Genomic DNA, 13,593 nt, shown 5'->3' with positions numbered 1-13,593 from the left:
GGTTCAGCCGCGCAGGCTTTCGATGGCCTTGCGCGCGGTGGCCATGTGGGCACCCCAGCCGGGAGCCCGCCATTCGGCAAGCCGCGCCATCTGGCCGGTGTGCAACGATCCTCCGCCCGCGTGATCCAGCACCGCCTTGCGCCAGCCGGGACCGTCCAGCGGGTCGAGGTAATCGGGCGCCGCGCCGCCGACCTCGCGGTGGGCCGGCTTGTCGCTGGCGATGACGGGCGTGCCGACGCTCAGCGCCTCGGCAATGGGCATGCCGTAACCCTCGGCAAAGGACGGCATGACAAGGGCGCGCGCGCCGCGCAGCAAGGCGGCCAGCTGATGATCGGGGCAGCGGTTGATCTCGGCCAGATGCGGCCGCAAACCCTCGCACCGGTCCAGCAGGTCGACGATCTGCTCGTTCTCCCACCCCCGGCGGCCGACCACGACCAGCCGCGGCACCGTTTCGGCGGGAAGGCTGGCCGCCATCTCCCGCCACAAATGCAGCAGCAGCAGGTGGTTCTTGCGCGGCTCGATGGTGCCAAGGCACAGGAAGAAGGGCCTCTCGTCAGGAAACCGGAATGCCGGCACGTCGGCCACCGGCTCGGTCCCCAGCAGCGCCACGTGTACCGGCGGGACGCGGTGGCCGTTCGCCTGCAGCCAGCGGGTCAGCGACGCGCCGGTTGCCTGCGAATTGACGATCACCGCATCGGCATGGCTGCCGACGCTGTCCATGCGCCTGGCGTGCAGCTCGGCCCCGCCGGGGCGCGCATATTCGGGATATTCGATGGGGATCAGATCGTGGACCAGCACCAGATAGCGGCAATTTTCGCGCGCCAGGATGCGGCCCACCTGTTCCTTGCGGGTCAGATGATGGGGCGAGACCTGTACATAGACACCGCCCGACCCGATACCGCGAGCCGTCGGCCGCAGCGCCGACAGCCACGGCATCGCCGAACCCAGCGAGCGCTGGCGGCTGTCTTCGCGGTCATGCGCCCAGCGCCGCTCCAGCTCGTCCAGATAGGCAAGCGCCGCCTTGCGCCTAAGGCGCCCATAGAGGCCGGAGGGATGGACCGCCGCAAATGCGAGGCCGTCGCCATATTCGGCCAGCAGCCCGCGCGCATAGGCCATCTCGACCCGGTCGACGCCCGACGGAGTCACATGGCGCACGCGCGAAATCAGGCGCGAGATATCGAGGATCACGCCGCTCATCACGCGGTGCTGCCCAGCTTCCGCACCCGCGTCATCAGGCGGCCCTGCCAGCGGCGCAGCGGACCGATCCAGCCCTGCCGGTTGACCGCGCTGTCCCGCGCCATGCGCGCCACCAGCGTTTCGGGAGGGCAGGGGAGTCCGGTCACCGGATCGAGATAGCGCGGGTAGAGGATGAGCACACCTGCAACGAGTTGGTCGATGTCCAGCCTGCGCCCGCGCCGGTCGGGCACCGGGGCAAGATCGCGCGTCAGTCCCCAGCCCGCATAGAACGGCGTGCCGTGGCAGACCACCTCGCGCCCGCGCATCAGCGCCTCGAACCCGGTCAGCGAGGTCAGCACATGCACCGCATCGACATGGTCGAGCAGGGCCGCCATGCTGCCCCCGCGCATGATGCGGTCGGCATGGCGAAGCGCCTGTTCGTCGGGCACCGTCCCCAGCCGGTGGCCCGCATCGACATCGGGATGCGGCCGCCACCAGATCTCCGCCTCGGGCTCTCGCGCGCGGACGCGGCGCAGCAGTTCCAGGTTCGACGTCAGCCCGCCGCCGCCCGCCAGCACCGACATGTCGTCCTCGACCTGGCCGGGCACCAGCACGATGCAGCGACCGCCCTTCCGCTGCGGCAGCGCGGTATCGCCGCGGCCAGCCGCATATTTGCTGATACCGGCGGACAGGATGGTCTGCGCCAATGCCCGCGCACGGCCCAACAGCTCTTCGGAGAATTCAGCGCCCGCCAGTATGTCCTCCAGCGCGCTGGGGCCGGAAGGGTCGAAATGGATGCCGCGGCGGTCGACGATAATCGAGGATGGGGGCACCAGATTGCTGCCCAGCCCGACCGAGCGAACGAAGCCGTCCTCCACCCGCACCAGCGGCACGCCCTTGTCGTGCGCCGCGGCCAGCAGCGCGGGCGACACGCGCGAGGGCCAGATGGCCAGCGCGCCGCCCGCCCGGGCCGCGACCGCGACTGCGCGGCGCGGGCTGGACACGATCCGCAGCCGCTGCCCCGGCGTCCACAGGAAACGGCGAATTTCGGCACGTTTCCACCAGGCGATCCCGCAGGCCGCCACAATGGTCTCGCCAGTATTGCCGCGATTGGCGTCAATCACCCGCCGCCAGTCCGCCAGCAGGGCGGCGGTCTGCGGCATGGTCAGCCAGCCTTCGCCGAACGGATCGGCCATCGGCTGCGCCAGCGCCGCCGCAGCGCGCGCGCCGAGCGTGTCCGCGCCGTCCCCCGGATCGCCATAGGGGCCGGGGGACAGGATTTCGACCTGCAAACCGGCGATACGGGCCAGCGCCGCCCATTCGTCATCGCCATGCGCGTAAAGGACCGATGCACCGCACAGCACCGACCACGGATCGACATCGGCCATGCCCAGCGCCCGCCCCGCGCCCATTTCGGCAAGCAGGCGCAGCAGCGCGGCATCGTGCGTCGCCCACAACACGCTTTCGCTTTCCGCCTTGCGGGCAAGCGGCAGCAGCATGCGCACATCGGCCAGGCTGCGCGGCCTGAACACCGCGCCGGCCGGTCGGGACAGAAGGGCGGGGGGCAACCAGAAGTCCCCGCCCACGCGCGCCTGCCGGAACTTCTCGAACAGGAAAGCGCGTTCCGCCCCCTCCGGAACGAATGGTGGCGGCGGATCGGACACCGGGATCGCGGGTTTGCGTCCCGGAAAGGGCGGGACGCGCAGCAGGGGAGGTACGGTCATGGCCGGATGCCCCAGCCCTGCAGTTCGAGTGCGCCCGCTTCGCCCCGCCCGATCATGCCATAGCCGCCGGTCGGCAGCTTTAGCGTGGAGGCCGCGCGCGCCCCCTCGGCAAGGCCGCGATCCGCCAGCAATGCGAAGCGCGCCGCGCCATTGCTCGTCACCAGCAGCACGGGGCCGCCGGCATCCGTCTCGCCCGCGAACAGCCCGCGCCAGGCGGACAAGCGCGCTTCGGGATCGACTTGCCAGCCGGGCGGCGGGATGGCGCGCGTGTCCCAAGCGGCAAGCGCATCCTTTCCGATGCGGGCGAGAATGGTGTCCTCCGCCTCGTTCTCGTCCGGGCCGTGGTCGATTTCGCGCAGGAAACCGGCTGTCTCGGCGCGGGCGGCGGGGGCAGGCTGATGCGCCAGGATTGCGTCCGCGGTCTGCCGCGTGCGCAGCAGCGGGGATACGAAGGCGCGGGCAAAGCGGATGCCTTGCGCCGCGAAATGCCGCCCCAGCGCCTGTCCCTGTTCACGGCCCTGCGCGGTCAGCGGCAGGTCGGTGCGCGAGCCGATGCGGCGCGGAAGCTCACCGGTTTCGAAGGTGTTGCCATGGCGGACGATGATGAACATGCAGGGTTTCGCATCCGGCGTCACGCCGGCGACTGCTCCGCGGCGGCGGGAAACGGATCGCCCAGCCGCGCGATCGCGTCCTCGGCAAGCACAAGGTCCTGCGGCGTATCGATGCCGGACAAGGCGTGATCGGGCGCGGCCACCGGCACGGTCGCCACGGTCCAGCCGTTTTCCAGGAATCGCAATTGCTCCAGCCCTTCCATCGCCTCGTAACGGCCTTGCGGCGCGGCGGCGAACCATTCCAGCGCGCGCATCGTATAGGCGTAAAGGCCCAGGTGCTGCCACACCGGCGATAGCGGATCGGCGATGCGCAGCCCGGCCTCGTCCCGCAGGGCGGGCAGGATGGTCTTGGAAAACCACAACGCGCGGCCCTGTGCATCGCGCACGCAGGTCGTGCCGCTGAACGGAGCGGTCTGCTTGTGCGCGCGCAGCCGGTCCAGCCGCGCCCAGTCCAGCCGGTAGACCGGCGTCGCGACATCGGCGGAACCGGATCGCAGCGCGGCGATCAGCCCGGCGATCACATCGGGCGCGACGAAGGGCGCGTCCCCCTGCAAATTGATGACGTGATCGGGCGCAATAGCGCATTGCAGCGCCGCGGCGAAGGCGCGGGCGGATCCGGAATCGAGATCGGGCGAGGTCATCCGGACGTCCGCGCCCAGTTCGCGGGCGTGGTCGGCGATCCGCTCGTCATCGGTCGCGACGACGATGTCGCAGTTCCCCGCCAGCCTTGCGGCGGCATTGGCATTCGCCAGCACCCGTTCCAGCAGGGTGCGCCCGGCGATGGACAGCAGCGGCTTGCCCGGCAGCCGCGTCGATCCATGGCGAGCGGGTATCACGACCAGCGCGCGCGCCGCAGACCTTTCGCCGCCCGGCACGCTTCAGCTCCGCTCGATACCCAGCTTGACGATGTCGTGCATGTGGATGATCCCGACCAGCCTGTCCTGACGGGTCACGAACAGGACCGAGACGGCATTCTCGTTCATCACGCCCAGCGCTTCGCTGCACAGGCAATCCGGATCGATCGACACCGGGTTGAGCGACATGTGGCGGGCAATGTCTTCCTTGAGGTCATAGACCGTGATGCAGCGGCGCAGGTCGCCGTCGGTGAACGCGCCGACCAGCCGGTCCTGGTCGTCCACCACCGCGGTGCAGCCGTAACGCTTGCGGTTCATCTCGATCGTGGCGCCCATGATCGACGTGCTGGTCGACACCCGCGGCACCGCGTCGCCCGTTCCCATCACGTCGTTCACCGTCGCCAGCAACGCGCCAAGCCGTCCGCCGGGATGGAACACGCGGAAATCGTTGGGCGAAAATCCCCGCGCCTCGATCAGCGCGACCGCCAGCGCATCGCCCAGCACCAGCTGCAGCGTGGTGGACGAAGTCGGCGCCAGCGCATTGGGACACGCCTCGCGCACTTGCGGAAGGGACAGGCAGATGTCCGCCGCGCGCCCGGCCGTGCTGTCCGGCTGCGCGGTCGCGACGACCAGCGTCACGCCGTAATGGCGGCAATAATGGAAGATGTCATTAAGCTCGCGCGTTTCGCCCGACCAGGTGATCGCCAGCACGACATCGCCCGGCGAGATCACGCCAAGGTCGCCGTGGCTCGCTTCGCCCGGGTGGAGGAACAGCGCCGACGTACCCGTGGAACGCATGGTCGCGGCGATCTTGCGCGCGACATGCCCGCTTTTCCCCATGCCGGTCACGACCACGCGGCCGGAGGTGGTGGCGATCGCATGGATCGCCATTTCCAGCGACTTGCCCAGACCCGGACTCGTCAGCGCGTCCTTGAGCGCAACGAGACCCTCGATCTCGATATCCAGCGTCCTGAGTGCCGACAGCCTGTGCGGCGACGGCGCGACGTGAAGATTCATTGTTGATATCAACTTTGCATCGGGCATGGCGCCCCACCAGTTCTGCGACCCCGTGGCATAAGCCAGAATGGTTACCAATTGCCTGACAGGTATTTTTTTGTCAAAGCGGCCCCAGACTTGATCCACCGGTCAATATATTCAAATTGTGTTAGTATTAACAGCGCCATTCCCAAGGTCTGGCGGGATTGCAGCAACCACTTATGATCCTTTGCGGCCACCAATTGTCGACGACCAGCCCGCTTTTCGCGATAGCTGGTCCTTGCGTAATCGAAAGCGAGTTCCATGCACTGCATGTTGCGGACAGTCTTGCCGCCACCGCGCGCAGGCTGGGCCTACTGCTGATCTACAAGAGCTCCTTCGACAAGGCGAACCGCAGTTCGGACCAGTCCTTCCGCGGTCCGGGCATGGAGGAGGGGCTGCGCATCCTGGAAAAGGTGCGCGCCGAAACGGGCCTTCCGGTGCTGACCGACGTGCATGAACCTGCACAGGCCGCCGCGGTGGCCGAGGTGGTGGACGTGCTGCAGACCCCCGCATTCCTGGCGCGGCAGACCGATTTCATCGCCGCCGTGGCCGCGACCGGCAAGCCGGTGAACATCAAGAAGGCGCAGTTCATGGCGCCTGCCGACATGCAGCAGGTGGTCGCCAAGGCGCGCAATGCCGCGCAGGCCGCCGGCCATCCGGGCGACAATATCATGCTGTGCGAACGCGGCACCTCGTTCGGCTACAACACGCTGGTGTCCGACATGCGCAGCCTGTCGATCATGGCCGAGACGGGTTGTCCAATAGTGTTCGACGCGACCCATTCGGTGCAGCAGCCGGGCGGGCTTGGCAGCAAGTCGGGCGGGCAGCGGGAATATGTACCGCTGCTGGCGCGCGCGGCGGTCGCCGCCGGCGTGTCGGGCGTGTTCATGGAAACCCATCCCGATCCCGACAAGGCGCTGTCCGACGGGCCCAATGCACTGCGGCTCGACCTGTTCGAACCCTTGCTGAAGCAGCTTATGGCGATCGACTCCTTGGTAAAGCAGGGCGAGCGGGCGGCATGACGGCGAACCGGCCAGGCTAGGACGGTGACGATGGCTGCACGGCTCGCAAGGATCTTGCTGGCGCCGCTGCATGTGCTGCAGCTTGCGACCTCGGCGAAAAGCTTCCTCGACCATCCGCTGATCGGTTCGAGACGGCTGAACCGCATGGGGCTGCACCGCGCGCGCGTGCGGCTTGCCGACCGGCTGTGCCGCTGGCGCCGCCGCCGATTGGCGCGCCATGTGCGGGCCGACTGGCGCAAGGCGTTCGACCGCGACGGTTTCGTGGCGATCGGGAATGCAATCGATCCGCGCGACTTTCCCGCGCTTCGGCAGGCGCTTCTTTCCTATGAAGGTCCCGCGCGCGAAATGCGGCAGGGCGACGCGGTGACCCGGCGCATGGCGATCGACCCCGCCATGCTGGACGCCGTGCCGCAGCTGCGCACATTTCTGGCGCGGCGCGACATCAGGGGGCTGTTCCACTATGTCGCAAGCTATCGGACCGAGCCGCTGCATTACATCCAGACCATCGTCAGCCAGTGCGGCGGGAACGATCCCGACCCGCAGGAAACGGTCCACGCCGACAGCTTCCACGCCTCGATGAAGGCGTGGCTGTTCCTGAACCCGGTGCGGGCAGAGGACGGGCCGTTTACCTATGTGCGCGGGTCGCACCTTTATACGGCCCGGCGGCTGGACTGGGAGTATCGGCGCAGCTTGTCCGATCCCGCGGCGATCGACCGGCTCTCGGCGCGCGGATCGCCGCGGGTCAGCGACGACGACCTTGCCGCGATGGGCCTTGGCCCGGCAGAGGGGCTGGCCGTGCCCGCCAATACGCTGGTGGTGGCCGATACCGGCGGGTTCCACGCCCGCGGCGCGGCGGCACAGGCGGGCGAGCGGGTCGAGATATGGTCCTATGCGCGGCGCAACCCGTTCCTGCCGTGGCTCGGCGGCGATATGCTCAGCCTGCCCGGCATCGCCGAGCGGCGCGTGGGCTGGCTATGGGCCTTTCGCGACCGTTTCGCGCATCGCATCGGGCAGCCATGGCAGCCCGCGGGCGTGCGCCGGCCCATCGACGCCCCGGCGGAAGACTAGCGCCCGCCCGAGCCCGCAATCGCGCTGCCGGTCCCCGCAAGGGGAGTTTATCCGATATGTCAGGGATTATTTGGTGCCCCATAGAGGACGAAGCTGGGCACTCAAATCATTGGGAAATCGCCGCTGATTTGCCCTGATCGCTCCCGCTTGCGCCCCAACTTCAGTCATTGGTTGCCTTCCTTCGACCGCCCGAAAGCCGATACTCAAATCACACCCCTTGATGCGAAGTTCAGGAACGAAAGCCACTTCGCTGCGTGGATAGCTTCTGGCGCATGCGCAGAGACGAGGCAGGACTACTTGGTGTCCGCATCCACGATATAGGGGATGCGGCGAACCAAAGGAAACTTTGCCGATGATCGGGCGCCTAGTCAGTCATGCCAATGTCTAGACGAGCGACCGCTATGCTCCCTTGACGACGCCAATTCACGTGGGACGGTTCAGCAAGTTGGCGAGGCTATTGCATAAGCTCTTCAGTAGCTTCGGGAGCAACGAATGAGCATCGTGCTGTAGACTTCTCAACTTGCATGTGCATCCTGCGTTTCGAGGGGGGCATCAATGACTGGGTATTCGATCATACACATTCTTGGCGGTCTGCGTTGAAGTGGACGCTGATCTCGCAGGGTGGAGCGGCAGACCAAACGCTGGGTAAGGCTTTAGCCGCTTCCAGTGCGGTGGGAAATTTCGACCGTCTGGATGTCGCCGTTGCGTACGCCACCTTACCCGGCGTGAAAGCGCTCGCCTTGGCGGTGGGTGGCATCCCGCAAGTATCAAGGTGGGTAGTCGGTCTAGACGACGCGATCAGCCAGCCAGAAGCGCTGGAGTACATAGAGCAGTTGCCCGGTAGCGAACTGCGTGTTGTGAAGCTTACACCATCACGCAGATTTCACCCCAAGATGTATCTCCTTTGGTCTTCGAGCGAAAAGAGCAATGCTGCTGCCGCCATTGGCTCGGGAAACATGACGGTAAACGGTCTCCGCAAGAATGGTGAAGTTGCCGTGATACTGACCGCCGAGGCCGCAAAGGAAGCCAACGCCCTTAAGAAGCAATGGCGGGAGATGTGGAACTTGGGTCACTCTCCCTCCGTCCAGGAGCTTACAGACTACAAGGAACTGTTTAAAAAGGCGAAGAAGCAACGAAAGAAGGTTGCTGACATTGGAGCCGCTCCACCTGAACCTGATCCCCACGAGGTTGTAGGCGAAGAACCCACGTTTGATGGAAGTCCGAAAAGTGCAACTATCGCTTGGCTCGAAGTCGGTAGCGCAAATGCTGGCGGGCGAGACCTTGAGTTCCCAAAGGCAATGATGCCCTACTTCGCGTTGAGTGCTTCACCGGAGAAGAGAAAGTTCGTCACTGTTGATGGACAGGAGCACGCCCTCGTTTTCACGAAACGGGTGCAGAACGACATGTGGCGCCTGATGCTCAATTCGGCGTCCATCCAATCCGCAGTCAACAGAACAACAACGAGGCCTGCATCAGGAGCGAACCGTTCCGATCTTGCAATCGTTTTCCGGAAACTTTCTGGAACTAAGAAATTCGAGATGCAGTTGCTCAAAATAACGAGCCAACGATTCAAAAGTATTGTTAAACAATCGAAGGGCATTGATGCCCAGTTTGTGACGAGGAATGGGCCCGGCGGGCGACGATTCGGTTATATTTGATCCGTACTATTCGTTTGCCGTGCGACGGATTTCTGCAAGCGAGAGCAGGGCATCATAAATCCGGTCCAGATCGATATCTAGTCGGAAGGCATTGAGGACCGCTTGGTCGAATTCACGACGATCTGCCTGCTCTAGCTCATCGGCAATCTCAAGAATATCGCGCGAAGTAAGAGGCGTGAACGCCGCTTTGATCGCCTCAATGCCTGCCGTATCGAGTTCCCCCGGATCGAGGCAGTGCATGTAATTTTCAATGCGATCCTTGTTCAAGTCCAAGGCACCCAAGCCTCTCCCGAACCCCATACCTTCGATTAGGAACATTGATATCGTGCTGTTGAGCAACGCATGCATCAAATCGATGTCGATCTCGCGAACTGGGTCAAGCCGCACCAAACGCTGATCTGCGAATGCCGGCGGATCAACACGACCGACAAACAGACGGTCACCATAAGCAATAAACATCACCAAATCGGTCAGCGTGTCCGCGCGCATCTCATACCAATGCATGCCATTCCGGCTCAACTTGGCAATGTTTTCGGGCGTCTCGAATCGCTTGATCCAAGCTAGTGCTCCCTTGTGCCCCAGAGCTTCAAGTTCCGCCTTGGATCGGGAACAAGAGAAGGCCACCTTTGCGGCGGGACTTGTCAGTCGGGCGAAATCGCTCGGTCCTTTTGCTAGCGGTTTCACGTATTCCGCCTCGATGCCATGCCCAGCATCAGGGTAGAAAAGCGCATTCATTCCCCGACGTTCTCCACGCCGGATTGCGAAGTGATCGGTCAGCGGGCTCAGCGGTAGGTCTAAAATCCAATCACAGTCGACGAATTGCGCGTTCCCGCCTAATCCGAATTGTCGATACCGGGCGAGGTCAGCGTGGCTGACTTCGCGAATTGTCATCGTGTCATTCTGCGTCTGGCCTAGCTCAATTTGAGCCGCTGCGATCTCAACCGCTTCCTCATCAGCAAGCTCTTCTAGCGGTCGGGTCAAGACCACGTATTTAACATTGCCGCTGGGCGTTGATGGATCAGCTTTCTTGTCGAGAATCAGGATGTTGGTAACAACCTCGCTGTTCTGAAACCAGCGTCCAGCGCCCGACGTGATCACACACTTGAGATCATAGTAGCGTCCCAGTAGCGAGTAGAAATCGTCGCCCCAATCTGTACCAAGCCACGCATTGGTAATGATGATTCCAAGACGCCCATTGTCATTCAAAAGCGGATGTAAGGCGAACGGCAAATAAGCTGAAACGTCGGCGCGCCGAGTGAACCTTTCACCACCTTGGCCGAGGCTTGCAGCCACACGGTCAAGGGCATTCCCATATTGCTTTCGCCCAGCCTGCGCTACGAAGGGCAAGTTGCTGGTAATGGCGTCAAACTGGCCAACGCGTTCGGCAAAGACATTGCCGTTTGTAGGATTACGGAAGTCAAGATCGGTTTCGCGTTCTAGAGAAAAAGCGTCCCTTTGGAATATACGTAGCGGCTGATGCATCAGGCTCGCTTTTGCCAACGCGAAGGTCGCGATCTGCACCGCTTGTGGATCTTGGTCGCCTGCAAAAACCGTCGAAGCCACCCGGTCAGGATCGACACTCGCCGATAACTTCTGTTCAATTGCTGCGCGCGCAATTGTCCCGCTTCCGCAGCACGGATCGAGAACCCGGTCCTCCACCGTGTTCCGAATACAAAGGCTTGTGAGGAGGCGCGCAAGCTCGATTGGTGTAGGATATTGCCCGCGAAGTTTGCGAACGGCCACCTCGACCGTAGCTTCCAGTACTCCAGAGAGCTGCCCCTGGTCTACCGAACCGACCCGCAGGTCGGACAGCAATTTGTGGAACTGTAAGAGTTGGTCCCAGACCGGCGTGGGCACCAGACTTAGCCCTAGGCTATCCGAGAATATCGTCCAGAAATTGCAGTCCTCGGACAATTGCCGGAATAGGTCGAGCGCTTCACTAGGAGTGGTGTCTTCATCAATCGCAGCAACTCGCCGGGCGCGCACATCCTTCTCTCTAAGGATATGTCCGAATAGAATTTTCCCAATCCAATTGGATATAACTGCTTGCGCTAAGACCTGCTCCTTGGAGCCCTCGCCATATTCGGCCCGGTATCGGTCCCACCACAATGTCATCTCGGCTCGTAGTCGAGAATCTCGGCGCGCGGCGTCCGTCAACGCCTGTGCTACCAACCCCGAATTTTCCATAATGAGAGATGTTACGCCACCGCTGCGATAAGCGTCGATAAACTGTCGACCTTCGAGCGACCCGCGGTCAAAAAGGTCATTCAGATGCCCGAAAATTTTCTCTGCTAAGGCTTCCCACCGTCCTCGGCTGCTTGCCACGCTAGCGCGGGTCTTGATGTCCGAGAGTTCATCCCAACGCTCCGCTGCTTCAAACTCGCCCGTTTCATCGTTGCGGGTGTAAAGCCGCGCATGCGACACGTTCCAAAGCAGAAAACTATCTAGGCCGAGAGCTCGTGCTTTGGTCTCCGCGTTATCACGGAACTCGAAATCGTCGATGCTCGTATCGGGCATCTTCAATTCCCAACCCTGCAGAATCCGTGCGGTTGAACGATCGCCGAAAAGCAAGACATCCGGGAAGAGGCTACCCCCTTCCGCCTTGACGGTTTGCTCACCGCCTGCATCTTTGATCGAACGATTATCGCGGGCGGCGAGCAACTTCATATGGCCGATCAAATCAATCGCCCATGAACGCTCGTTGTAGTTAGCAGAGGGACCACTCACGCGGTTAGCTTCTCTGAGTCTCTAATGACCGCATCGACGTCAACCATACCCCGACGGTTTGGCTGACCAGCTCGTGCCGCAGGTTGGAGTGCCGAATATAACGGCGGTGCGGGGGTCTTAGCTTTGATGGCTGCTTCAACCTCTGTAAGCCGCTCCTTGGCGACCTTGATGTAGTCAATTTGCTTTTCCTTGAAGAGGTGGACCTCCTCGTTCTTTTCGATTCCGATGAAACGCCGCCCCTCAAGCGCTGCGGCAACCAAAAAGCTTCCGCTTCCGAACGCGTTGTCCAACACAACGTCACCCGGCCCAGTGAACATCCGTATCAGGTAACGACCCAACGCAACGGGCTTTTGTGTGGGGTGCCACACTCGGCCGCCTGCTTCGCTTTCTGCTGTCTTGCAGTAAAGCGTATCGGTCGGAAACCGCTCGCCGTCACTCTTCACCTGGACAGGCTTAAAGTCCCCATAGCTTCCGGTATACTGCGCTTTGCGGGTCCCCTTATCGTACGGTTCACCCTTCGACATGACAGGCCTGTAATTAGGTTGTCTGCCGTAGAAAATGCAGATGTCCTCGTGTTGCCGAAGGGGCTGGCGACGAGCATTAAGGAAGTTGGTCGGCTTGCTTTTTACCCACACGAATTTGTACTTAAACCACGCCTCATTGCTCAGCATCAGGCGCGCTGTGAAGATACCTTGGGATGACAAAGCGATCACGCCTTTCGGCTTGATAATCCTTCGATACTGAGACCAAAGCTCGTCCAACGGAATGACGCTGTCCCACTTATTCTGTGTGGTCCCATAAGGTAGATCGCAAAGGATCAGATCGACTGACTGATCGGGCAAATCAGCCATTACCTCAAGGCAATCACCTTGGTGAATATCTCCGCCAAGATACTTCATCCTTTCGGCTTCCCGAACGGCGAGCTGCCTGTTCCTGCGATAGCGAGGAGGGGAACTTCTTTCCTCTCTTTGGACACTAGAAACTCCACGATTGCATGCCTTCCAACCCACGCAATCGAGCGGTCGGCTCTCGTCGCAACGTCAACGAGAGCTTCGTATTCTTCGTCCTCAAGATTGATCGTGACTCGATTTTTGGCAGCCATCGCCATTCCCCTTTGCAGCACCTTGCAGCACTCTGAGGCACTTTGCAATAGGTGAGAACATTAAGGGAACATATGCGCAGAATATGCCAAGAGGCAATACCCTGAAGTGCGACGCTAATCACCAGGGGAAGTTGGCATCTGATCAAGGGTATTTGGTCCCCATTCCGGAACAAATAGCCAAATTCAGGACCAATCCGTCAGAAGTGCTTTCTATAAATTTCGGCGCTCGGTTGTCGCGCGCGGCCGCCTATCCAACTTGAAATACAACAATTTTCTGCGGGATTCTTTCAGGCAAATTTCCTGGTCACTGACGCGCATATGAGTATGGGCTTGACCCAGCACACCGGACGCAGCCTAAGCTGCATTTATGGAGCAAAACCTAGTAAAAACAGATAGTTCGAAATTTCTAACCCACCGGCAATCTGTGGGTGGGCAAGGCACAGCCGTCACCCACAAACGCCAATCCAATAAGCTGAAACTGACCGGTCATGTGGCCCGTCGAGCCTCACTTCCGCTCGGGATTACATGGGATAATGAACTGCCTGGCTTCGGACTGCGCAAGCGCAAGTCCGGACACCTTAGCTGGATAGTGAAGTACAGGCCCCGAGGCGTG

Annotated in this window: 10 protein-coding genes; 3 read left to right on the top strand and 7 right to left on the bottom strand. The window is 62.1% G+C overall.

Annotated elements, in window-relative coordinates:
- Positions 1–3 precede the first annotated feature (3 nt).
- The 5 genes from A9D14_RS11490 to A9D14_RS11470 are packed head-to-tail and all read right to left on the bottom strand — an operon-like array spanning position 4 to position 5,382.
- Positions 4–1,197 carry a glycosyltransferase family 4 protein gene (locus A9D14_RS11490; RefSeq protein ID WP_066846561.1) on the bottom strand — a complete coding sequence of 398 codons (1,194 nt, stop codon included), beginning with the start codon at positions 1,195–1,197 and terminating at the stop codon, positions 4–6.
- Positions 1,197–2,900, bottom strand: coding sequence for a capsular polysaccharide export protein, LipB/KpsS family (locus A9D14_RS11485; protein WP_066846558.1), 1,704 nt, complete (start codon positions 2,898–2,900; stop codon positions 1,197–1,199). The genes A9D14_RS11490 and A9D14_RS11485 overlap by 1 nt, the downstream gene beginning before the upstream one ends.
- The gene (locus A9D14_RS11480) at positions 2,897–3,511 is read right to left on the bottom strand and encodes a histidine phosphatase family protein (protein ID WP_066849005.1); all 615 of its coding nucleotides are present in this window, start codon (positions 3,509–3,511) and stop codon (positions 2,897–2,899) included. The genes A9D14_RS11485 and A9D14_RS11480 overlap by 4 nt, the downstream gene beginning before the upstream one ends.
- Before the next feature lie 20 nt (positions 3,512–3,531).
- Complete coding sequence (locus tag A9D14_RS11475) at positions 3,532–4,386, bottom strand: 3-deoxy-manno-octulosonate cytidylyltransferase (protein WP_066846556.1); 855 nt, start codon at positions 4,384–4,386, stop codon at positions 3,532–3,534.
- 3 nt (positions 4,387–4,389) lie between these two features.
- Positions 4,390–5,382: a KpsF/GutQ family sugar-phosphate isomerase gene (locus A9D14_RS11470; RefSeq protein ID WP_066846555.1), complete on the bottom strand. Its 993-nt coding sequence runs from the start codon at positions 5,380–5,382 to the stop codon at positions 4,390–4,392.
- Positions 5,383–5,582: 200 nt separating this feature from the next.
- On the opposite strand from A9D14_RS11470, the gene kdsA reads away from it, so the two are divergent.
- From kdsA to A9D14_RS11455, 3 genes are all read left to right on the top strand, one after another.
- Positions 5,583–6,425, top strand: a complete 843-nt coding sequence (gene kdsA, locus A9D14_RS11465) for a 3-deoxy-8-phosphooctulonate synthase (protein ID WP_066846553.1) — start codon at positions 5,583–5,585, stop codon at positions 6,423–6,425.
- A gap of 30 nt (positions 6,426–6,455) precedes the next feature.
- Positions 6,456–7,493 carry a phytanoyl-CoA dioxygenase family protein gene (locus A9D14_RS11460; protein ID WP_066846551.1) on the top strand — a complete coding sequence of 346 codons (1,038 nt, stop codon included), beginning with the start codon at positions 6,456–6,458 and terminating at the stop codon, positions 7,491–7,493.
- 596 nt (positions 7,494–8,089) lie between these two features.
- Entirely contained in the window at positions 8,090–9,151 is a 1,062-nt protein-coding gene (locus tag A9D14_RS11455) for a phospholipase D family protein (protein WP_157668212.1), read from the top strand.
- Positions 9,152–9,157: 6 nt separating this feature from the next.
- On the opposite strand, the gene A9D14_RS11450 is transcribed toward A9D14_RS11455, so the two are convergent.
- Both A9D14_RS11450 and A9D14_RS11445 read right to left on the bottom strand, forming a co-directional pair.
- A complete protein-coding gene (locus tag A9D14_RS11450; RefSeq protein ID WP_157668211.1) occupies positions 9,158–11,878 on the bottom strand; it encodes an N-6 DNA methylase in 2,721 nt (906 codons plus the stop codon).
- Positions 11,875–12,777, bottom strand: coding sequence for a DNA-methyltransferase (locus tag A9D14_RS11445; protein WP_066846545.1), 903 nt, complete (start codon positions 12,775–12,777; stop codon positions 11,875–11,877). Before A9D14_RS11445 ends, A9D14_RS11450 begins: the two co-directional genes overlap by 4 nt.
- Positions 12,778–13,593 lie beyond the last annotated feature (816 nt).

The organism is Croceicoccus marinus (assembly GCF_001661675.2).
Classification (GTDB): domain Bacteria; phylum Pseudomonadota; class Alphaproteobacteria; order Sphingomonadales; family Sphingomonadaceae; genus Croceicoccus; species Croceicoccus marinus.
The sequence above is the reverse complement of the archived record's forward strand: the minus strand, read 5'-3'. Positions and strand labels throughout refer to the sequence as shown.

What these genes read in the sequence shown, in the direction of transcription:
- A9D14_RS11490 (WP_066846561.1), bottom strand. Translation starts at nt 1,197, where the DNA reads ATGAGCGGCGTGATCCTCGATATCTCGCGCCTGATTTCGCGCGTGCGC.
- A9D14_RS11485 (WP_066846558.1), bottom strand. Translation starts at nt 2,900, where the DNA reads ATGACCGTACCTCCCCTGCTGCGCGTCCCGCCCTTTCCGGGACGCAAA.
- A9D14_RS11480 (WP_066849005.1), bottom strand. Translation starts at nt 3,511, where the DNA reads ATGTTCATCATCGTCCGCCATGGCAACACCTTCGAAACCGGTGAGCTT.
- A9D14_RS11470 (WP_066846555.1), bottom strand. Translation starts at nt 5,382, where the DNA reads ATGAATCTTCACGTCGCGCCGTCGCCGCACAGGCTGTCGGCACTCAGG.
- kdsA (WP_066846553.1), top strand. Translation starts at nt 5,583, where the DNA reads ATGATCCTTTGCGGCCACCAATTGTCGACGACCAGCCCGCTTTTCGCG.
- A9D14_RS11460 (WP_066846551.1), top strand. Translation starts at nt 6,456, where the DNA reads ATGGCTGCACGGCTCGCAAGGATCTTGCTGGCGCCGCTGCATGTGCTG.
- A9D14_RS11445 (WP_066846545.1), bottom strand. Translation starts at nt 12,777, where the DNA reads ATGAAGTATCTTGGCGGAGATATTCACCAAGGTGATTGCCTTGAGGTA.